This window comes from Halorientalis sp. IM1011, from assembly GCF_001989615.1.
Lineage (GTDB): Archaea > Halobacteriota > Halobacteria > Halobacteriales > Haloarculaceae > Halorientalis.
Genome location: NZ_CP019067.1, coordinates 3,329,420 through 3,349,967 on the forward strand (window position 1 = coordinate 3,329,420; position 20,548 = coordinate 3,349,967).

The window sequence follows — 20,548 nt, forward strand, 5'->3', positions numbered from 1 at the left end:
ACCGGCAGGTGGTGTCGCTCGATCGCACCGCAGCGGAGCAACTCTCCAGTCAGACGGAACGACACGTCGTCGCGGGTGCCGGCCATCTCTTCGAGGGCGACGGCGAACGCGACGAAGTCGCGACAGTCGCCGCCGACTTGTTCGCCGAGTGTCTCTGGTCCACCGACACTCTGGTTTTGGCGAACCTAAAAGTTCAAGAGCCCCACGTACTGACGGGTACGTAATGAGTCTACAGCAGGCACGAGCGGAGACAGAGCGATTCACGTTCGACGATCTGAGTGTCGTCATGGGGACGTACAACGAGGAAGCGGCGATCGGGACGGTGCTCGACGACATCGACGACGCGACCGGTGGTCGGGCGGAGGTCGTCTGTGTCGATGGGTCCGACGACCGGACGCCGGAGATCGCCCGCGACCACGGGGCTCGCGTCATCGAGCAGGAACCCCAGGGCTACGGCGTGGCGGTCGAGGCGGCGCTGCAGGCCGCGGAGAGACCGGTCGTCGTCACGACGGACTGTGACGACACCTACCCGATGGAGCGGTTGCCCGACTTCCTCGACCGGATCAACGAGGGCTACGACGTGGTCAGCGGCGACCGGCTCTACCACGGGGCCGACACCATGCCCACGTTCAACCGATTCGGGAACCACGCCTTCGCCGCGCTGGCGAGTGTCCTGCTCGGCGAGCGGGTCCACGACACGACCACCGGAATGAGAGCGTACCGGAGCGAAGTGATCGAGAAGATCGACTGGACCGAGAACACCGGCCTGTCGGCCGAACTGCTCATCAGACCCCTCATGCGGGAGTACGACGTGTGCGAGGTCCCCATCGAGTACAGCGAGCGCGCGGGCGAGACGAAACTCGATCCCATCAGCGGCGGCTACGCCATCGCCAGATCCATCCTCGAAGTCGGGATCGAAGAACGACTGCGCTGAACGGGCCTAATTTTCGGTTTCGGACTGTGGTCCCCGCTGGTAGCTGGTCGTTCCGCCCGGGTGGCCCTGCGGGTTCTCGATGCCGACGAGTTCGCCGCCCGTCGGGGAGGCATAGAGAGCGAAGAGCAGGTCGTTTATCAGGTAGTAACGCACGCGCTGGACGTCTCCCCCGTCGGGTTCGGGGTCCACCGTGTCCGCGTTCATGTCCGAGAACACCTCGGTCCGGGTTTCGGGTGGGAGCGAGACGAACGCATCCACGTCGTACCACGTCGACACGTAGCCGTCGAGGTAGTCGACGGTCTCGCCGATATCCGTGGCCCGCTCGGGGTCGTCGGCCACGCGCCCGCGCAGGAAGTCGGTCACGAACCCCTCGACGTTCTCCACGGCCGACGGGTAGATCGACTCGGCGACCGCCACCGCGGTCGTGAGGTCGTGATCCGAGAGGGACGCCCGATCGTCGTCAGATTCGGTCGGCGTCGTCGCTCGCTCGTCGGTTTTCCCGTCCCCGTCGTCCGACTGTGACAGCGCCGCCGCGCCGCCAGCGACGCCGAGGGCTCCAAGCGCGGCCACGGCGTCTCGTCGGGTCAGTTCCATATCGGTCACTGGTCGCTCACGGGCTTATCCGTTCCCCTCTCCGGTCGTCAGGTCGGTTCGGACCGTCGCCCAGTCGGGCGCGAGGTCGGGCACGTAGCCGGCGTCCCCGCCGCACTCGCCGATGGCGACGCAGCGTTCGATCCGGGGCGTGAGCGCGCGGACGCGACCGTCGTCGCGGCGGACTGGTGTCTCGAACCGGTAACTGAAGCTCGCACCGGGGCCGCTGTCGACGAACAGCGTCAGCGACACGTCCTCCCTGTCGTCGTACTGGATCGGCTCGTGAGACCGCCAGCCCGGGCCGACGAGTCGGACGCCGTCGTCGGCGAAGCGGATGCGGGCGGTGGCGGAGTCGGTCGCGTTGCGCGCGCCGACGGTTACGCTCTCCTCGTCGGCGGTGAGGGTCGCCGACACCGATCGGTACGTCGACGGGAGGCCGACGGTCGCGTTCATCGTGACCGACTCGCCGGCGGCGTGATCGACGCGCTGGATTCGCGAGCCACGGGGCGAACCGCTGTACGGTTCCCACCCACCGCGGAGAGCATAGCGATACAGCGACCGGTCGGGGTAGGCGTCCACGACCGCGAAGGGGCGTTCGTCCATGGCGTACACCGTCTCCCCGTCGAATCCCGGGTCGTTCCGGAGCGGCTGGAACGGATGATTCAGCCAGTCACCGTACGGCGTCGGCAGGAAGACGAGTCCGCCGTCGAGCGACTGCTCCTCGAAGGGTTCGTACGCCCCCGCGTACGTCTCGGTCGCTCGCTCGTTCATCGACACGGGGCGATCGGCGTTGGCCACCGTTACGCCACCCAGTACCCCCGCGCCCACGAGGATCACGGCCACGACCGCAATCTGCACCCCTCGTGGGTCGAGGCGCTCGTCGGCCAGTCGGCGGACGCCCCGGAGGATCGCCAGCGCACCGACGGCCGCGAAGGCGCCGAACGGCAGGAGCAGGTCGAAGTGGTAGTAGGGGCCGTGCGAGGCGATCAGCCCGTCACCGGCCCGGTCGAGCACGCCCAGGATGTTGAAGTTGCCCCAGAAGAAGACGTTCCCCGCGGCGATCGTTCCGATCTGTCCGACGAGGATCCCCTGTCGTGCCGAGAGTCCGCGCCGAACGGCGACGGCGATTCCGCCGAGGGCCACTGCAGTCCCGAGCAACCCGCCCGCCACCCAGGTGGTGGTCACCTGTTCGAGCACCAGCGCGTTCGCCTCTAGCGCGAGTTCGAGCGTGTACTCCACCTCGTGGCCGAGTATCTCGCGATGGCCGAGGCCGAGCCCGTCTTCCGGCGCGAACGCCTGATACGGGAAGACGAGCGGCGATCCGGTCATCACGGCGTTGTACCCTAGCGTGAGCACGACGCCAGCCAGTCCGACCGCCGCGGTGACGACCTGTCGCGGGAGGGCATCGCGGCGGTCGCGGTAGAGCGTCCACAGCGCGTGCCCGATCACGGGGGCCGCGAACAGCACCGCGGTGTACGGCCGCGCGAAGAAGGCCAGTCCGACGGCCGCGCCGGCCGCCCCGGCCCAGCGGTAGTCCCCGGTCCGATCTCCCCGGAGGTACGCGTAGAGGAAGGCGAGGTTCAGCATCGTCGTCGGTGCGTACGGCAGGAACACCGCCGAGTCGAGCAGGAACAGTGGGGACGCGAGGACGAACACGGCAGCGACGAGGCCGGTCCGGCGGTCGAACAGTTCCCGGACGACCAGCGCGACCAGCGCGACGTTCGCGGCGGCGATCCCGGCGAGTGCGAGCCGCGCCCCACCGAACAGCTTCCCGACGGCGAACAGCGCAGGCACTACCGGTGCGTACTTGGAGTAGAGCCCGCGGGCGTCCTCGACGAAGAACCAGGGTCGAAAGACGCCTTCGACGGGTGGGGAGAGAAACAGCTGTCCGTCGAGCAACATCGCCGCCTGCTGGAGGTAGACCCCCTCGTCGTGGTTCAGCGAGTGGTACGGAAACAGACGGGTGGCGAGAATCCAGACTGCGATAGCGGCGACGGCTGCGAGCGCGACGACGCCGATCCGCCACGTCCGCGACCGAACGTCACTCCCGGCGGCCATCGCTCTCGGTGGGGAACCAGGCGAGCCGGTGGTCGGAGACGAGATCGACGCGGACCCGCCGATCCAGATCGAGGTGGTCGGAGTGGTTGTGTTCGCAGTAGACCACGTCGCCGGAGTCGAGTTCGACGGTGTAGACGAACGAGGGGCCGGTGTACTCGCGTTCGACGATCACGCCGTCGCCGTCGCTGTCCTCGGCCGGAATCGCTCGCAGGTCGTCGGGCCGGGCCAGCACGTCGATATCGGCTCCGTCGTACTCCGGCCCGAGCCCCTGGATCATGTCGGTGTCGAGTGCCCCCAGCCCCGTCTCGATGGTGTGTTCGTCGAGGCGGCCGGAGACGAAACCGGCCTGGCCGAGGAACTCCGCGACGAACCGGGATTCGGGCTGCTGGAAGACGACCTCCGGCCGACCGACCTGTTCGATGTGGCCCTCGGACATGACGGCAACCCGGTCGCTGATGGAGAGGGCTTCCTCCTGGTCGTGAGTGACCGAGAGGGCGGTGACGCCTGTCTCTTTCAGGATACGTCGCACCTCCTCGCGCATCTGCTTGCGCAGGGAGACGTCGAGGTTCGAGAACGGTTCGTCGAGCAGGAGGACGTCCGGTTCGGGAGCCAGCGAGCGCGCCAGCGCGATCCGCTGTTGCTGGCCGCCAGAGAGGTCGTCGGGGCTCGCGTCCCGGTAGTCGGCCAGGCCGACCAGTTCGAGCAGTTCCTCTACCCGCGCCTCGGTCGCCTCGCTGTCCCAGTCGTCGATGCCGTAGGCGATGTTCTCGCCGACCGAGAGGTGGGGGAAGAGTGCGTAATCCTGGAAGACCAGCCCCACGTCGCGTTTGTCCGGTTCGACGAACCGGCCGTTACCGGCGACGACGTCGCCGTCGACGGCGATGGTCCCGCTGTCGGGGCGGATGAGACCGGCCAGCAGGCGAAGCGTCGTGGTCTTGCCACAGCCAGACGGGCCGAGAAGTGTCAGCAGTTCCCCCTCGTGGACAGACAGCGAGAAGTCGGCGACGGCACGTTCGTCGCCGAACGTCCGCGTCACGTCGTCGAGTTCGAGGATCGCCTCCTCGGACTGTCCATCCCGGGTCGCCGTTACGACCCGTTCCGTCTCCGTCTGTGTCGTGGTCTGTGTCGAATCGTTCATGATGAGTCACCGCGTTCCTGTGAGAGGATGACGGCCATCGAGAGGCCGGAGACGACGACGAGGATCAGGGCCGGCACAGCCGCCTGTCCGTAGAAGCCCGCCTCCTCGACCGTCCAGATGTACGTGACGAGCGTATCGAACCCCAGCGGGCGGAGCATCAGCGTGGCCGGCAACTCCTTCATCGTCGTCAGAAAGACCAGCGCCGCACCGGCGGCGACCCCCGGGAGAATCAGCGGGAGCGTCACCGACCGGAAGGCGCGCAATCGCGACCGACCGAGCGTCTGTGCCGCCTCGACCAGTTCCCGGTCGACCTGGAGCGTCGAGGTTCGGATCGACCCGATCGCCTGGGGCATGAACCGGACGACGTACGCGAACACGAGCATCGGGATCGTCTTGTAGAAGAGCCCTACCACGTCGACGCCCGTCAGATCCGTGAGAGTCGGCAACAGGTCGAGACTGAACGCGAGCAGGGCGATGGCCAGCACGATGCCCGGCGTCGCGTACCCGACGTAGGACACGCGGTCGGCCAGCGCCGCCAGTCGGGAGTCCGACCGGGCCGACGCGATGGCGATCGGTAAGGCAACGATCACGGAGGCTACGGCGGCCAGCAGCGCCAGATTCGTCGAGTTCCAGGCGTACTCCCAGGAGAACGCGATCTGTCCGGCCTGGTACCCAGGGCCGCCCCGCGTGAGCCACATGCCGAAGATACCGATCGGCACGAGGATCGCGAGCGCGAAGACGGCGACCGGGACCAGCAGTGCGGGGTACCGCCAGGCACCCAGATCCAGGGCGACCGCTCCGCGATTGCCCCCGCTCTCGTAGGCACCGGACTCGTCGGCACCGATGCGGGACTCGATAGCGAGGATGACGGCGGTGACGGCCAGCAACTGCAGCGAGAGGACCACCGCGTAGTCCCGGGCGAAGGCGTTGTACTGCGCGTAGATGAACTGCGTGAACACCTCCACGCGCATGATGTTTGGCGTCCCGAAGTCCGCCAGCGTATACAGCGCCACGAGCAGCGACCCCGCGGCGATCCCGGGGAGTATCTGCGGTATGGTGACCCGCTTGAGCGCCTCCCAGCGACCGGAGTTGAGCGTCTGCCCTGCCTCGACGAGCGTCCCGTCGAGCGAGAGCAGCGACGCCCGCGTCGTCAGGAAGACGTAGGGGTAGGTGTACAGCGTCAACACGAACGCGGCGCCCGCGAAACCGTACACGGAGGGGAGCGATTCGACGCCGATGGGGGCCAACAGATCGGCGAGTGTCCCGTTCGGGCCGAACGCCGAGACGAACGCGAAGGCACCGAGGTAGCTGGGGACCGCGAGCGGCAGCGCACAGAGGATCGTCCAGAACCGTTCGAAGGGCAGGTCACCCTGCACAGTCAACAGCGCGAGCGCCACGCCCAACACGATGCTCGCACCCGTTACGACCGCCACGAGGGCGAGGCTCCGTACTAGCACCGCGGTCGTTCGGGACTCGACTGCGAGTTCGACCGCCGCCCACCCAAGCCCCGCCGCATCGACGGCGAGCCACGCGATGGGGACGACGAGGATGGCGGCGATGGCCGCAGCGAGCAACGTCAGGCCGGTATCGATAGTGGAGGACCTGTCTGCGGACTTGCCGCTCATCCGCTCTAAGTCCTCCTGGCCGGTCATGGGGAGACGTTAGCTGACTCCATCAGGTCGGTGGTCTCTTGCACGTTCGATAGCTTCGCCAGGTCGATGTCCGGCGGGCTGAGTTCGTCGACCGTCGGCAGGTCCGTGACAGGTTCGACACCCTCGATCATCGGATACGAGAAACTCACCGTCGCGAAGAACTCCTGGGCCTCCGCCGAGAGCAGGTGGCGCACGAAGTTGTCGACCAGGTCGCCCTTGTCGGTGCCCTTGATCTTCATCGCGCCGGAGACGTTGACGAGCGCGCCGGCGTCGCCCTCGGTGAACGCCAGGTCCAGCGGCGCGTCGGGGCGCTGGTTCTTGACCCGGATCGAGTAGTAGTGGTTCGCGAACCCGGCCGCCAGCGACCCGTCGGCGACGTTCTGCGAGACAGCATACTCGTTGCCGTAGCGTTGAGTGCCGGCCTCGCGCATGTCGACCAGCCACTGGCGGGTCGCCTCGTCGCCGCGGATGAGCCGCATCGCGGTCACGAAGGACTTGAACGCCCCGTAGGTCGGGGCCCAGCCCATCGTCCCCTGCAGGGCGCTCGTCTCCGGGAACTCCTGGACTTTGTTCGGAATGTCCGACTCGCTCAGCTGGTTCGTGTTGTACGGGATGGCTCGCGCGCGACCCGCGACGCCCGCCCAGGCGTTGTCGTCACCGACGAACTGGGCGTTTCCGACGGGCGCGACCGCCTCGTCGGAGAGTGGCTCGTACGCGTCGTTGTTCGCGACGTAGCCCAGCGAACTGGCGTCGATCGACCAGAACACGTCGCCCCGATCGACGCCCGAGTTCGCCTCGTCAACGATGCTCTGGGCGAGCGACGTCGAGTCGTTGCTCCGTGGCTTGACCGAGAAATCGGGATAGATCGTCTCGAGCTTGTCGATCAGGTCCATGTAGAGGCCGCCCTCGCCACCGCCGATGTAGAGCGCGAGCGAGCCGGAGAGATCCGGGAGGTCGTTGATCGACGTCCCACCTGGGTAGGGCCGGCCCTGTGCCACCCGTCCGGACCCGCGGAAATCGCCCTCGACGAGCGGGCCCTGCCCACGGAAGTCCGTGACGTTCGCGTTCCCGGGCGTGGAGTTCCCGTCGCCGTCACTTAGCAACCCGAAACAGCCCGCGACCGACGCGGTCCCGACTACCGCCCCGCCCTGCAGGAGGCGGCGGCGTGAAACGGTCCGTCCGTGAGAGTTTCCGTCGTCTTCCATATATTTATTTAGGCCGGCCTAAAACACTTATACTTGCCGGTTCAGTCGTCCGCAGACGTGGGTGCGTGTTCCGAGACCGAGCCGGGTCGGAGCCCTTCGAGACAGGACAGCCAGTCCCGCATGAACTCGCCGCAGTAGTTGATGAACGCGGCGTTCTCGTAGTCGAAGTCGCCCTCGGCCATCGCGTCGGCCATCGCGGCGAACACGCCCGCGTACGAGTCGGCGTCGTCGCCGACTTCGTCGATGATCTCCCAGACGTGTTCGTTCAGTTCCAGTCCGGGGACCTCGTTGTTCAGGTCGGAGAACGTCGAGCGCGGGGCCTTGTTGTGTTCACAGAGCGGGTACCCGTTGATGATCCGCTTGTCCAGCACGTCACAGGCCCGCTTGAGGAACAGGCCGCTCCAGATGTCGTCGAACCGGCCCACGTCCCACTCGTTCTCGTCCATCGGGAGCTGGTAGAACGCGGGGATGACCTCCCGGCGGAAGGCGAGGTTCATCGAACAGACGGTGAGGTAGTTCTCGCGCTCGGCGACGAAGTTCCCCTCGTAGTCGTCGGTCGAGGTGCGGGTCTGGGCTTGCCCCTGCAGGTCCCCGTCCATCAGGATTCGGACCGCGTCGAGGTCGGGGACGTTCGTCCAGAGGCCCTGGGAGGCCACCACGTCCTCGACCTCGGCCTCGCCGACCTCGATCTCCTCGTCCATCGCGCTGTAGGGGTACCCACGCGGGTAGAGCCCGTGTTCGTCGACGTTCTGGTAGAGGACGTTCACCCAGTCCTCGTCGGACCCGATCGACTCGACGGTGCCCTCGAAGGCGAGATTGTCGAAGTGGGTCCCGAACCAGTCGAAGTCCGGGTGGGGGAGCGTGTCGTCGTCGATGAAGAAGCCGTACTCGAAGTCGTTGGCCCACATGTACAGGAGGCCGAAACTCGTCTGGGCGTGGCTGGCCTCGGGGATCAGGTGGGCGTACTCGTCGACGCCCTGCTCCTCGAACCACTCCTCGCGGGCGGTCCCGTCGAAGACGCGGCCCTCGACCCCTTCGTCGTCGAGCATCGCCTGCATCTCGTCGGTGTCACAGAAGTCCTCCGTGACCAGCGCGACGTGCAACCGGTCCAGATCGAACCCGTGCTCGCGCGCGTTCTCGAAATACGTCCGCATGCACTCGAACTCCCGGATCGTCGGCACGATTACGCAAACGTCAGCACTCATTCGTAGGCACCTCTCTTTAGGGAAGCCAAAAGTAACTGTCGTGTTCCCGGCGTCCTCTGACAGGAATCTCGATACCACATTATACACTACGGATTTTGATTACAGCTGTATAAGGGGAACTATTATCTGCGAGTGCATGGGCAGAAGTACGTGAGGAGAGGGGTGTGGCCACACTGTCGTGCGGTTGACAGAGAGGGTACGACGGTGGCCACGCCGGAGATATCTAACCATGCTCGAAAACCAGATCTGTGTGGTAACGGGTGCATCACGAGGTATCGGCCGCGGCATCGCCGAGGAGTTGGGACGTCACGGGGCGACCGTCGTCGTCAACTACCGGTCCTCGGAAGCGGCGGCACACGAGGTCGCCGACCGGATCGACGAGGCGGGTGGAGAGGCCGTCCCGTTACAGGCCGACGTTTCGGACCAGGACGAGGTCGACGCCATGGCCGAACGGGTCGGCGAACTGTACGGATCGGCCGACGTGCTGGTCAACAACGCGGGGATCACCATCGACAAGAAGTTCGAGAACATGACCAAGGAGGACTGGGAGACGGTGATGGACGTGAATCTCGGCGGCGTCTTCAACGCGACCAACGCCTTCTTCGAGGACATCAAGGCCGCCGACGAGGGCAGACTCGTCAACATCTCGTCGGTCGTGGGCCAGCAAGGTAACTACGGCCAGGCCAACTACGCCGCGACGAAGTCCGGCCTGTTCGGCTTCACCCGGACGCTGGCGCTCGAACTCGCCTCCACCGGGTCGACCGCCAACTGCGTCGCCCCCGGATTCGTCGAGACCGACATGCTGGACGACGTGCCCGAGCGCGTCCAGCAGAAGATTCTCGACCGGATCCCCCTGAATCGGTTCGCCACGGTCGACGACGTCGCCGGAATCGTCCGGTTTCTCGCCAGCGAGGACTCAGGCTACATGACCGGCCAGGTGATGGCCGTCAACGGCGGCATGGAGTGGTAACATGAGCCAACAGGAGGAAGAAGCGTCCGACCAGACCGAACAGTCCCCGGTCGAGGAACTCCGCGAGCGCCGCCGCGAAGCCGAACTCGGCGGCGGGGAGGCACGCATCGAGCGCCAGCACGAGAAGGGAAAGATGACCGCGCGCGAGCGGGTCGACTACCTGCTCGACGACGACACCTTCCGCGAGGTCGACCCGTTCGTCGAACACCGCGCCCAGTCGTTCGGGATGGACGAGAAGACGTTCCCCGGCGACGCCGTGGTCACCGGCTACGGCGAGGTAAACGGCCGGAAACTCTTCGTCTTCGCCCACGACTTCACGGTGCTCGGCGGCTCGGTCGGCGAGGTCGTCGCCGACAAGATCTGCAAGGTGATGGACAAGGCCATCGAGAACGGCGTTCCCGTCGTCGGCCTGAACGACTCCGGCGGCGCGCGCATCCAGGAGGGCGTCGACTCGCTCGTGGGTTTCGCGAAGATCTTCAATCGCAACACGGAGGCCTCAGGCCTGATCCCGCAGATCTCGGCGATCATGGGGCCCTGTGCCGGCGGCGCGACCTACTCGCCCGCCCTGACCGACTTCACGTTCATGGTCGAGGACACCAGCCACATGTTCATCACCGGCCCGGACGTGATCGAGACGGTCACTGGCGAGCAGGTCTCGAAGGCCGAACTCGGCGGCGCGAAGACTCACACCACCAAGTCGGGCGTCGCCCACTTCGCGGCGCGGTCGGAGGAGGAAGCGCTGGACGATATCCGCAAACTCCTCTCGTACCTGCCCCAGAACAACATGGCCGACCCGCCGCGGGTCCAGCCGTGGGACGATCCGACCAGGGAGTGCGACGAACTCGTCGACATCGTCCCCGAGGAACCGCGCAAACCCTACGACATGAACGAGGTGATCGAGGGAATCGTCGACGAGGATTCCTTCTTCGAGGTCCACGACGGGTTCGCGCGCAACGTGGTCACGGGGTTCGCCCGACTCGACGGCCGCGTCGTCGGCGTCGTCGCCAACCAGCCCCGCGTCTCGGCCGGGACGCTCGACATCGACGCCTCCGAGAAGGCCGCCCGCTTCGTCCGCTTCTGTGACTCGTTCAACGTCCCCATCACGACGCTGGTGGACGTGCCCGGGTTCATGCCCGGTACCGATCAGGAACACGACGGGATCATCCGCCGAGGTGCGAAACTGATCTACGCCTACGCCGAGGCGACCGTCCCGCTCATGTCGGTGGTCGTCCGGAAGGCCTACGGCGGGGCCTACATCGTCATGTCATCGAAGTTCCTCGGGAGCGACGTGAACTACGCCTGGCCCGGCGCGGAGATGGCGGTGCTGGGCCCGCGTGGCGCAGTCAACATCCTCTACCGGAAGGAACTCGCCGCGGCCGACGACCCGGATGCCAGACGCCAGGAACTGATGGACGAGTTCCGCGAGGAGTTCGCCCACCCATACGGTCCGGCCAAGCGGGGCTACCTCGACGACGTGATCGAGCCACAGAACACGCGCAAACGGCTGATCGACGACCTCGAACTGCTCGAACGCAAGCGCGAAGACACGCCGCCCAAAGACCACGGGAACATCCCGCTATGACCGCCGCGAGGCTCGACATGAAGGGGGACGACGAGATTCTGGAAATCGACCTGGACGACTTGCTGCGGCGACTGGAGTTCGACGGTTCAGTGCCGACCGACCGCGAGGCAGCGGCCGTCGCGGCCGCCATCGCGACCCACTGGACCGACCGGGAACGCGCGGCCGCCGAAGCGACCGCCGGGGAGAGCAGTCCCGAGACGATCTCGGAGTGGACGCTCGCGGGGCGGTTCGAATCCAGCGGCGTTCGCTCGCGACGCCGGCCCCGGAACGTCGAGCGCGGCCGGGAGTGGCAGGCCGCCGCGCGGTCGCTGTGAGTCGTGGTCGATTCCGCATCGACTCCACCTGACTCGGGTTGCAAACATTGATGTTAGGTGGGCCTAAAACTTGTAGCAATGAACGAGCCAGACGGTTGCGGACGCTCCGGCAGCGGCGGGGTGACCGGACGTGGGCGCTAACGCCGACACCGGTTCGGTGGAGCGGTCGCGGGAGACACGGACGGCCGGCCGCGAAACCGCCGAGGCGGACAGTCACCTGTTCGCGGAAGACCTGATCGTCGGGTACGCGGGGACCGACGAACCGGTCGTGACCTGCGACCGGATCGACCTTCCACGTGGGGAGATCACGGCGCTGGTCGGCCCGAACGGCAGCGGGAAGAGTACGCTCCTGAAGTCGCTCTCGAAACACCTCGAACCGTCGGACGGATCGGTCGTGCTCGACGGCGAGTCGATCCACACCTACGAGCAGAAGGAACTCGCCCGGGAACTGGGCTTTCTCTCACAGGAACACAACTCGCCCGAGAGCATCAGCGTCGAGGAACTGATCTACCACGGCCGGTACCCACATCGTGGCTTCTTCGAGGGTGTTTCGGAGGCGGACCGGGAGGCCGTCGAGCGAGCGATCGACCTGACCGGGATCGACCACCTGCGCGACGACCACGTCGGGAGCCTCAGTGGCGGACAGAAGCAACTGGTCTGGATCGCGATGGTCCTCGCACAGGAGACAGACGTGCTCCTGCTCGACGAACCGACGACGTTCCTCGATCTGCACCACCAGCTACAGGTCCTCGAAGTGGTGCGGTCACTGAACGAGCGAGAGGACGTGACCGTCGGCGTCGTCCTCCACGACATCGAACAGGCCGCTCGCTTCGCGGATTACGTGGTCGCCCTCGAAGACGGCGACGTCTACGACTGGGGGCCGCCCCGCGAGGTGATCACCGAGGAACTGCTCGCCGACGTGTTCAACGTCGACGCCGCCGTCACGACCGACGCGGACGTCCGAATCAGCCCGAAAAAACCGCTCTGAACACTCCGCGCCGTATCGTAACTCCTATCCGTCTTTTTAGGCCATCCTAAACAAATGGAAACCTCCCAGCAGGTATCGTCGTCCGCCGGAACGCGAGAGCGGGACGGCTGGCTGACGCGGTCGCTCGTCGTCTTCTGTCTGTCCTGTCTCGCCGTGACCGTCGTCGCGGGCCTGATCCAGGTACGCTACGGTTCCTACCCGATGACGTGGTCCGAGACGATCACTGCAGTGTTCGATCGAGACGTGTGGCGCGATCCGGCGGTCTGGAACGCCTTTCTGTTCGACGGTGACCTCCCCCAGCTCGATCCCCGGAGTCTGGTGGTCTGGACCATTCGGATGCCTCGGGTGGTCGTCGCAATCCTCGCGGGCGCGGCGCTGGCCGTCTCGGGGGCCATCTTCCAGGCCGTGACGCGGAACGAACTCGCCAGTCCGTTCGTGCTGGGCGTGAGTTCCGGCGCGGGCTTCGCCGTCCTCGCGACACTCGTCGTCTTCAGCAGTCTCACGCCCTTCCTCCCCTTCGTGGCCGCGCTCGGCGGTGCGACGGCCTTCCTGATCGTCTACGCCATCGCCTGGAAGGGAGGCACGAGCCCGCTCAGACTCGTGCTGGCGGGAGTCATCGTGAACATGGTCTTTCACTCGCTCCAGCGGGGGCTATACTTCTTCGCGGACGACATCGGCACCGTCCAGACCGCCATGGCGTGGGTAACCGGCTCGCTCACCGGTGTCGGGTGGGAGCAGGTCCGGATCGCGCTGGTCCCGACCGTGATCTCGATCGCACTGGCGCTGATCGCTGCCCGACAGTTGAACGTCCTGTTGCTCGGGGAGACGACGGCGCGGTCGCTGGGAATGCGCGTCGAGCGCGTCCGGCTCATCCTGTCCGGGGTGGGCATCCTCGCCGCCAGCGCCGCCATCGCGGTGGCCGGCGTCGTCGGATTCTTCGGCCTCGTCATCCCCCACATCGTCCGCAACGTCGTCGGCACCGACTACCGGCAGTTGATGGTCGGCTGTCTGTTCGCCGGGCCGGCCCTGATGGTCGCGGCCGACGTGGGCGCGCGCCTGGCTCTCCAGCCGGCACAGATCCCCGTCGGCGTCGTCACTGGCCTGCTCGGTGGCCCCTACTTCCTCTATCTGATGCGGAAACAGGACTCGATGGGCGAACTCTGATCGACGATCCGAAGCGGTTATGTGTTTTTAGGCCAGCCTAAAAATATGGGGCGCAACACGCAACCGAGGCGGACAGTGTTGAAGACGGGTGCAGCCATGGCTGCGGGCGGGATGCTCGCGGGGTGCACCGGGTTCGGCGGCGGAGAAGACGGCGAGACCGATCCGTACACGGTCTCGATCGAACCGATGGGTGAAGTCGAGTTCGACGGCGTCCCCGAGACCTGGGTCGCCAACAACGGGGGGTGGGCGGACATGGGCGTCGCGCTCGGCGTCCAGCCCCCGGAGGGGGTGTACCTGACCTCGCGGTACCACACGCAGTACTACGACGAGATTCCGGACGTGAGCGTCGACAAGAGCAGTATGACCACACTCTGGGGCGGCGAACTCGGACAGGAGCAGTTCCTGTCGCTCGGCGAGGACGCCGACGTGTTCGTCATGGACCCGAACTTCATCATCAGTCGGAGCGACAACTGGGACCAGGAGGCGATCGACGAGGTGAAATCGACCGGCACCCCCTTCTTCGGGAACAGCATCTTCTCGCGGGCGTACGATTTCCACGAGGACTACCGGTACTACACGCTTTACGAGGCCTTCGAGAAGCTCTCGCAGGTGTTCCAGCGCCAGGACCGCTACGAGGAGTTCGCGTCCCTCCACGAGGAGTTCCAGTCCGAGGTCGACGGCGTCGTCCCGGCCGAGAGCGAGCGGCCGTCGGTCGCCATCGTGTGGCCCCAGCCGGTGGACGAGCCCGAGCAGTTCTCCCCGTACCTGATCGGCGAGGGGACGAGCTTCAAGCAGTGGCGCGACCTCGGGGTCGAGGACGCGTTCGCCAACACCGACGTCAAGGACTTCCACGAGAACCGCGGCCGCATCGACTACGAGACCCTGCTGAAGGTCGACCCCGACGTGCTCTTGCTCCGCGGGAACGAGGCCAAGACGGCCGCTGAGTTCCAGGACACGGTGGTCTCGTTCATGGAGAACCACGACACGGCGAGTCAGCTGACGGCGGTCGAGAACGGCGACGTCTACCGCGGTGGCACGCTCTACCAGGGCCCGATCACGAACATGGTGCTGACCGAACGCGCCGCACAGCAACTCTACGGCGTGGATCGCGAGCTGTTCGACCGCCAGGCCGTGAGCGACGTCGTCAACGGAAACTTCTGAGCTGACGGCCGGGCGCTGATCGTCCTCCAGGGGGCTCGAAGCCAGCGAATATCGCGGAAGCATCGGGGTTTACGTTACCGCCCGTCGCAGTGTGAGGTGATATGGACAGGGAGGTTGCCATCATCGGCGGGTCGATGACCAAGTTCGGCCAGCGAGACGCCTGGATACGCGAGTTGCTGGCGGAGGCTGGTGAGGCGTGTCTGGACGACGCTGGCGTCGAACCCGACGCCGTCGACCACGTTTACGTGTCGAACATGGCGAGCGGGGAGTTCGAGGGACAGACGGGGATCATGAACGCGCTGGCCCACGACCTGGGCCTCATGCCGGCCTATAGCCAGCGCGTCGACCAGACGAGTTCCAGCGGCGGGGCCGGAATGTACGCCGCCTGGCAGTCGATCAAGTCCGGAGCCAGCGATATGACCCTGCTCGTCGGTGGGGAGAAGATGACCCACAAGGGCACCGGCGGCGCGACGGACATCATCGCCTCCATCACCCACCCCGCCGAGTACAAACACGGCGTCACCCTCCCGTCCTTCGCCGGGATGACGGCGCGACACTATCTCGAACGGTTCGACGCACCACGGGACAGTCTCGCCAAAGTCGCCGTCAAGAACCACGAGAACGGCACCCGCAACCCGAAGGCCCAGTTCCAGAAGGAGATAACGGAAGAAGATGCGCTGGAGAGCCCGATCATCGCCGATCCGCTCCGGCTGTACGACTTCTGTCCGATCACGGACGGGAGTTCGGCGCTCATGTTCTGCCCCGTCGAGGTGGCCGAGGAGTACGCCGACGAGTACGTCGTGGTGTCGGGCATCGGCGGCGCGACGGACACCCACGTCGTCCACGAGCGCGACGATCCGACGACGATGGGCGGCGTCGTGGAGTCGGGCGCAGAGGCCTACGAGATGGCCGGAATCGGACCCGAGGACCTCGACGTGGCCGAACTGCACGACATGTTCACGATTCTCGAGTTCCTCCAGATGGAGGGGCTGGACATCGCCGAGAAGGGCGAGGCCTGGAAGATGGTCGAGGAGGGTCGCACCGAGATCGACGCCGAACTGCCGATCAACACCTCCGGCGGGCTGAAGTCGAAGGGCCACCCGCTGGGGGCCAGCGGTGTCGCACAGGGCTACGAGATCTACGAGCAACTGGTCGGTGAGGCCGGCGACCGGCAGGTCGACGCCGAGACGGGGCTGGCCTGCAACGTCGGCGGCTTCGGGAACTGCGTCATCACCACGATCATGGAGGCACGATAATGTCGATGGACGCCATCCGCTGTCCGAACGGTCACGTGAAGTACCCCACGCACCCACGCTGTCCGGAGTGTGGCGAGAAACCCGCCGAAACTATCGACCTGAGCGAGCGCACGGGAGAGGTCGTCACGTGGACGAAGAGCACGGCAACGCCGCCCGGCGTTCGCGAGCCGAACGTGCTCGCGTTCGTCGAGTTCGAGGTGGACGGCACGTCGGTGCGGGCCCTCGGGCAGGTCGCGGACAACGCCGACGTGGAGACCGGCGACGAGGTCGAACCGGTCTACGTCGAGGAGTTGCGCGAACCCGGTGTCGGACTCAAGCCGGCGGATGCGGATCAGGAGTGGGGCGGGTACCGATTCGAACTCTCCCAGTGAGGACCCTGTCCGAACCGAGAGTTCGTATCGGAGGTTTCAGCTTTCTCAGTGAGGGCTCCGCCCGAACCGAAAGCTGAAACCGAAGATTCCGACTGTCCCAGTAGAAGCGAAGACCGCGATTTCTAGCGGTTTGGGGGAGCCTGATTCGCCGCTCGCGGCTGATTCCATGGACGTGTCCGCTCGGTTGCCAGCCCGCTCTCGGCTTCCAGCATGGAGACGCCGTCGAGGACCGTTCTGATCCCGGCCTCCGAAGAGTGGGGGTAGACCGCGATCAGGTCCTCGTCGTCGTACAGCGCCAGGCACGTTACGGGGAGGACGACCGTCGTGTAGTGGCTGTCGGTGAAACTGTTGTGGCAGTCGTGGCGTTCGAAGGCGGGCGCGAGGCGGACACCGTGGGCGTCGGCCCAGGCCTCGAACTCCCGGTAGAGGGCGAACTCGCGGCGTGCATCTGCATCGCCGACCGTCACCCGGTGGGGCCACCGTCGGACCGACAGAGCCGCGATGACGCCCGCGGCGGACAGCGACTGGAGACGACCCTGAACCCGGGCCTGTTCTGTCCGGGCCCCGGCCGCAACCGATTCGCGGAGAAACAGTTCCGCTCGCGTAATGTGGGTCATGGGTGCATCCGCAACGCCGCCAGCGTGCTTAGCTGTTCGGGAAGATGTCACACAGGCATGGGTGTCGAGAACGGTCGGGAACCGGCAGGTACTCAGTCCGAGACTTCGACGGGGTCCCGCCATTCGGTCCCGTCGGATTCCAGCGTGTCGGTGACTCGGCCAGACCCTGCCTCGATGGCGCGCAGACAGTCGAGGACGGACCGGGAGCCGTCGGTGGTCGAGTGGGGATAGACGGCGTCGAGGTCACCGTCGCGGTAGACGGCGAGACAGAGGGCGGGGCGGACCAGCCACCTGCCTCGTTCGCCGGTCTCCATGGAGTAACACGACCGGGTGTCGAAGAAGGGGTCGAGCGAGACGCCGGTGTTTTCGGCCCACTCGCTGAACCGCTCGTATCGCTCGTGGCTGTCCCCCTCTGACAGCGGCACTTTCTTCTCCCAGGTATCGATCGTCACGTCGTCGACGTGGCCCTCCCTCGCCAGTCGTTCCAGTCGGCCCGCCACGTCGTCGCGTCGCCGCGCTGCGACCTCGGGCAGCGAGGACCGAGCGAACAGTTCCACCCGTGTCCCGGTGGAGCTCCCGTTACCGGACATTCGTATTACTGGATGCAACGCTGGAATAAATAAAGCCTGCTATGTTAGGGGTCGTTGACACTGTACCCCACGGGACTCTCGGGAGCAATACAGAGAGAGGGTGGTCCACTTCAGTTGGATCGACCGCCGTCACCGTCGCTGTCCCCGCCGTCGTCGATGTCGTCTTTTATCGACTGGAGTTCGGCGTCCACGTCGACGGGGACCGACGCCCCGCCGGATTCGACGTCGAGGTCGGCGTCCGTAGTTTCGGAGTCGGCGAGTCGATCGTCGATCTCGTCGCGGAGCGACCGCGCCTCCTCGAGGACGCGCCGGGCGTCGTCGTCGGTGGATCGCCCCTCCATCGCGTCCTGAACGTCTGCCAGCACGTCGTCGAGTTTCCGAACGGTAGTCCGACTGAGTTGGACCGCCCGGTCCCGGACGGCGGTGTCGCGCTCGTCGGTCAGGCCGCGGTCGGGATCGGAGAGCCGGATGGCCCGCTGCAGGAGGCGGAGTGCACGGACGTTCGTCTCCAGAATCAGGATCGCACCGGGGATCGCTACCTCGTCGGTGAATCGGAGGAGTTCCCGCGGCGAAGGGGGGCGGAGTCGACGCCGCCGTCCGGGTTCGAGTTCGCGCTGGAGGTCTCGAAGCGACCGTGCGAGGTCCGCCGCGAGCCGCGCGAGGTCCTCGTCGCTGGCCGAATCGCTCATACCGACCCTACGCGGCGTCGGGTCTTAAGCCCGGGTCCTCCCACGCCGCCGACCGTCCGCTATCGACCACTCGCCGACTCCGTTTCGAGCGCCGAAATCTGCACAAATATTATGGCATCGAGGGCGAAAATTACGACGTATGAGCACGACATCCGTGGCAGCCAAGTTCCCCGGCGCGCTATCGGGGCTCGAGCGCCGCGGGGGCGGGATTCTCGTCGTCGGGACGCCGGACGGACAGCGACGGGTCTGCGAGCGGCTGCTCGGGTCCGGCGATCGGGAACGTCTCGTCGTCGACACGGACCAGGCCCAGTTGACCGCGAACTGTCACCACGGAGCCACGGAGGTCCGCGCGCGTCCGACACAGGCCGCGGCTTGCCGGGCGGGCGCAGTCATGCAGTCGTCGACGCTTGCCGACCGAGTCGCCGAGACCATCGACGACCACGCGCGGGGTCTCGACCCGTCGGAGTTGCGGATCTGTCTCGGCTCGGCCGCCTCTGACGCGACTGCGGCCCGGTCCATATTCTTCGATGCCGTCCTCACCGAACTGGAACGCGTGAGCGCGCTGGGACACGTCCACGTTCCCGGGACTTACGACAGCGATCTCGTCCGTCGGCTCGAACCATTGTTCGACGCGGTCGTGGAGGTACAGACCCAGCCGCGACCCCAGCAGCGCTGGCACGTCCCCGACCACGACGTCACCACCGACTGGATCGGTTTAGGGTAACCAAAACCCTTTTAGATTTAGGCGCGCCTAAGGTCGGGTAATGAGTCACGCGCCGGATACCGTCGACGAGTCCGAGGCGGCGCCAGAACCGGAAGAAGATGCGCCACTGATCAAGTGTCACAGAGCGACCGACGAGCGAACGGTATTCACCGAGGACGGCAACACCGACGGCTGGATCGCGACGGATCTGACCGTCGAGTGTCGGGATTGAGCGACCTGCAGCTGGCGGCTGACGTTCACCGCAAAAAAGAACGAAGTTTTCGATCGCGACTCTTCTCGCGGTCCGGCGGTCCTATTCGGCGCTGGTGTCGAACACGAGCGTGTCGTCTTCGAGGTAGTGGTCGAGGTGGTGGGCGTCGTCCTCGGTCTCGACGAGGATTTCCCGGAGGATCTCGGCGGTCGCGTGGTCGCCGAGTTCCGTCGCGAGTTCGATGTGTTCCCGGAGGTTCTCGATGATGTCGCCGTAGATCTCCAGATCGTTCTTCAGCGACGTGCGGATCGGGTACACGTCACCGTCCTCGTGGGGGACGCCGGCCCGCTCGGAGAGGTTGGGCATGCTCGCCACGGGCGTCCCGCCGATGGCCTGCAGGCGCTCTGCGATCTCGTCGGCCGCCGCTTCGGCGTTCTCGGCGGCGTCGCCGAGGAAGATGTGGAGGTCGCGGAACTCCGCACCCTCGACGTTCCAGTGGTGTTTCCGAAGCTGGTGGTAGAGGACGTACGTGTCGGCGAGGTCGTCGTTCAGCGCCTCGACGATCTGTTCGGCCTTCTCCTGTTCGAGTCGAAGTTCGTTCGCTTCGACTTCTCCGAACTCCTTCCGAACGGTTTTCTCGGTGCTCATCTCGTTCGAACAGTGGTTCGGAGGTATCATAAACTTTGGGTTCGAGAAACTATTTTTTCCATCCCTAAAATTGATTTCGGCAAGCCGAAACCGAACTGGTTCGGTCAGGAACGTTTCAGGACCATCGCTCGCTCGTCGTCGCCGATACCGGCACCGGTATCCCGTCGGAGTTGTTCCTCGTGGGCGTCGAGCAGGGCGTGGAGGTCCGTCTCGGCGATGTCGAGGGCGTCGGCGAACTCGTCCCAGACGTGGGCGCGCAGGCGCAGGAAGTAGGTGTCGTCGGTCCGCTCGACCACCGGCTGTCCGTGGAACTGCGAGCGCCACTCGTAGACGATGTCCTCGACGCCGGGGTTGTCCCGGACCTGTTTCTGGTGGCGGGTCAGCAGGTCCCGGAGAGTGGGCTCGTCGACATCGTGACGGCTGGCGACCGTCGCGAGCAGGTCGTCGTCGAAGGGGGCGAGGGAGTCGTCGGTCATCGTTCCCACGAGGAACGGCCGGGAC

The 20,548-nt window shown here is 66.0% G+C and carries 23 protein-coding genes; 12 read left to right on the forward strand and 11 right to left on the reverse strand.

All coding sequences use genetic code 11. From position 1 onward, the window contains the following. Nucleotides 1–11 precede the first annotated feature (11 nt). Nucleotides 12–224, forward strand: a complete 213-nt coding sequence (locus BV210_RS20365) for a hypothetical protein (RefSeq protein ID WP_077207872.1) — start codon at nucleotides 12–14, stop codon at nucleotides 222–224. After that, nucleotides 224–934 (forward strand): dolichyl-phosphate hexose transferase, encoded by a 711-nt coding sequence (locus BV210_RS17335; RefSeq protein ID WP_077207873.1) that lies wholly within the window; start codon nucleotides 224–226, stop codon nucleotides 932–934. Before BV210_RS20365 ends, BV210_RS17335 begins: the two co-directional genes overlap by 1 nt. 6 nt (nucleotides 935–940) lie before the next feature. On the opposite strand, the gene BV210_RS17340 is transcribed toward BV210_RS17335, so the two are convergent. From BV210_RS17340 to BV210_RS17365, 6 genes are read right to left on the reverse strand one after another with little or no spacing between them, the layout of a single operon-like run. Next, the gene (locus BV210_RS17340) at nucleotides 941–1,528 is read right to left on the reverse strand and encodes a gluconate 2-dehydrogenase subunit 3 family protein (RefSeq protein ID WP_077207874.1); all 588 of its coding nucleotides are present in this window, start codon (nucleotides 1,526–1,528) and stop codon (nucleotides 941–943) included. A gap of 24 nt (nucleotides 1,529–1,552) precedes the next feature. After that, nucleotides 1,553–3,583, reverse strand: coding sequence for a glycosyltransferase family 39 protein (locus BV210_RS17345; protein ID WP_077207875.1), 2,031 nt, complete (start codon nucleotides 3,581–3,583; stop codon nucleotides 1,553–1,555). Then, complete coding sequence (locus BV210_RS17350; protein ID WP_077207876.1) at nucleotides 3,567–4,721, reverse strand: ABC transporter ATP-binding protein; 1,155 nt, start codon at nucleotides 4,719–4,721, stop codon at nucleotides 3,567–3,569. The genes BV210_RS17345 and BV210_RS17350 overlap by 17 nt, the downstream gene beginning before the upstream one ends. After that, nucleotides 4,718–6,346: an ABC transporter permease gene (locus tag BV210_RS17355; protein WP_371340830.1), complete on the reverse strand. Its 1,629-nt coding sequence runs from the start codon at nucleotides 6,344–6,346 to the stop codon at nucleotides 4,718–4,720. Before BV210_RS17355 ends, BV210_RS17350 begins: the two co-directional genes overlap by 4 nt. Nucleotides 6,347–6,369: 23 nt before the next feature. After that, on the reverse strand, nucleotides 6,370–7,578 hold the full coding sequence (locus BV210_RS17360) for an extracellular solute-binding protein (RefSeq protein WP_077207879.1): 1,209 nt from the start codon (nucleotides 7,576–7,578) through the stop codon (nucleotides 6,370–6,372). Between the two features lie 41 nt (nucleotides 7,579–7,619). Further along, the gene (locus BV210_RS17365) at nucleotides 7,620–8,783 is read right to left on the reverse strand and encodes an alpha-1 4-glucan-protein synthase (RefSeq protein WP_077207880.1); all 1,164 of its coding nucleotides are present in this window, start codon (nucleotides 8,781–8,783) and stop codon (nucleotides 7,620–7,622) included. Between the two features lie 229 nt (nucleotides 8,784–9,012). Here BV210_RS17365 and BV210_RS17370 point away from each other — a divergent pair, with 229 nt between their 5' ends. The 8 genes from BV210_RS17370 to BV210_RS17405 all read left to right on the forward strand — a co-directional run bounded on the left by BV210_RS17370 (nucleotide 9,013) and on the right by BV210_RS17405 (nucleotide 16,589). Beyond that, nucleotides 9,013–9,753: a beta-ketoacyl-ACP reductase gene (locus tag BV210_RS17370; RefSeq protein ID WP_077207881.1), complete on the forward strand. Its 741-nt coding sequence runs from the start codon at nucleotides 9,013–9,015 to the stop codon at nucleotides 9,751–9,753. A gap of 1 nt (nucleotide 9,754) precedes the next feature. Further along, nucleotides 9,755–11,335, forward strand: a complete 1,581-nt coding sequence (locus BV210_RS17375; protein ID WP_077207882.1) for an acyl-CoA carboxylase subunit beta — start codon at nucleotides 9,755–9,757, stop codon at nucleotides 11,333–11,335. A gap of 17 nt (nucleotides 11,336–11,352) precedes the next feature. Next, nucleotides 11,353–11,649, forward strand: a complete 297-nt coding sequence (locus BV210_RS17380) for a hypothetical protein (RefSeq protein WP_157526089.1) — start codon at nucleotides 11,353–11,355, stop codon at nucleotides 11,647–11,649. Nucleotides 11,650–11,779: 130 nt separating this feature from the next. Next, nucleotides 11,780–12,637, forward strand: coding sequence for an ABC transporter ATP-binding protein (locus BV210_RS17385; RefSeq protein ID WP_157526091.1), 858 nt, complete (start codon nucleotides 11,780–11,782; stop codon nucleotides 12,635–12,637). A gap of 54 nt (nucleotides 12,638–12,691) precedes the next feature. After that, nucleotides 12,692–13,801 carry an iron ABC transporter permease gene (locus tag BV210_RS17390; protein WP_077207884.1) on the forward strand — a complete coding sequence of 370 codons (1,110 nt, stop codon included), beginning with the start codon at nucleotides 12,692–12,694 and terminating at the stop codon, nucleotides 13,799–13,801. 45 nt (nucleotides 13,802–13,846) lie between these two features. Further along, a complete protein-coding gene (locus BV210_RS17395; protein ID WP_077207885.1) occupies nucleotides 13,847–14,962 on the forward strand; it encodes an ABC transporter substrate-binding protein in 1,116 nt (371 codons plus the stop codon). 101 nt (nucleotides 14,963–15,063) lie between these two features. Further along, nucleotides 15,064–16,218 (forward strand): 3-ketoacyl-CoA thiolase, encoded by a 1,155-nt coding sequence (locus BV210_RS17400; RefSeq protein ID WP_077207886.1) that lies wholly within the window; start codon nucleotides 15,064–15,066, stop codon nucleotides 16,216–16,218. Further along, nucleotides 16,218–16,589, forward strand: coding sequence for a Zn-ribbon domain-containing OB-fold protein (locus tag BV210_RS17405; protein ID WP_077207887.1), 372 nt, complete (start codon nucleotides 16,218–16,220; stop codon nucleotides 16,587–16,589). Before BV210_RS17400 ends, BV210_RS17405 begins: the two co-directional genes overlap by 1 nt. A gap of 122 nt (nucleotides 16,590–16,711) precedes the next feature. Here BV210_RS17405 and BV210_RS17410 read toward each other — a convergent pair whose 3' ends face one another. The 3 genes from BV210_RS17410 to BV210_RS17420 all read right to left on the reverse strand — a co-directional run bounded on the left by BV210_RS17410 (nucleotide 16,712) and on the right by BV210_RS17420 (nucleotide 18,485). Further along, complete coding sequence (locus BV210_RS17410) at nucleotides 16,712–17,206, reverse strand: HTH domain-containing protein (protein ID WP_077207888.1); 495 nt, start codon at nucleotides 17,204–17,206, stop codon at nucleotides 16,712–16,714. A 92-nt stretch (nucleotides 17,207–17,298) separates the two neighbouring features. Then, on the reverse strand, nucleotides 17,299–17,796 hold the full coding sequence (locus tag BV210_RS17415) for an HTH domain-containing protein (protein ID WP_077207889.1): 498 nt from the start codon (nucleotides 17,794–17,796) through the stop codon (nucleotides 17,299–17,301). A gap of 110 nt (nucleotides 17,797–17,906) precedes the next feature. Next, nucleotides 17,907–18,485: a hypothetical protein gene (locus tag BV210_RS17420; RefSeq protein WP_077207890.1), complete on the reverse strand. Its 579-nt coding sequence runs from the start codon at nucleotides 18,483–18,485 to the stop codon at nucleotides 17,907–17,909. Between the two features lie 139 nt (nucleotides 18,486–18,624). On the opposite strand from BV210_RS17420, the gene BV210_RS17425 reads away from it, so the two are divergent. After that, a complete protein-coding gene (locus tag BV210_RS17425) occupies nucleotides 18,625–19,209 on the forward strand; it encodes a hypothetical protein (RefSeq protein WP_077207891.1) in 585 nt (194 codons plus the stop codon). A 40-nt stretch (nucleotides 19,210–19,249) separates the two neighbouring features. Then, on the forward strand, nucleotides 19,250–19,420 hold the full coding sequence (locus BV210_RS20370) for a hypothetical protein (RefSeq protein WP_172824918.1): 171 nt from the start codon (nucleotides 19,250–19,252) through the stop codon (nucleotides 19,418–19,420). A gap of 81 nt (nucleotides 19,421–19,501) precedes the next feature. On the opposite strand, the gene dpsA is transcribed toward BV210_RS20370, so the two are convergent. Together dpsA and BV210_RS17435 are read right to left on the reverse strand one after the other, a co-directional pair. Continuing rightward, the gene (dpsA, locus tag BV210_RS17430) at nucleotides 19,502–20,047 is read right to left on the reverse strand and encodes a DNA starvation/stationary phase protection protein DpsA (RefSeq protein ID WP_077207892.1); all 546 of its coding nucleotides are present in this window, start codon (nucleotides 20,045–20,047) and stop codon (nucleotides 19,502–19,504) included. A gap of 104 nt (nucleotides 20,048–20,151) precedes the next feature. Beyond that, nucleotides 20,152–20,523 carry a hypothetical protein gene (locus BV210_RS17435; RefSeq protein WP_077207893.1) on the reverse strand — a complete coding sequence of 124 codons (372 nt, stop codon included), beginning with the start codon at nucleotides 20,521–20,523 and terminating at the stop codon, nucleotides 20,152–20,154. Nucleotides 20,524–20,548 lie beyond the last annotated feature (25 nt).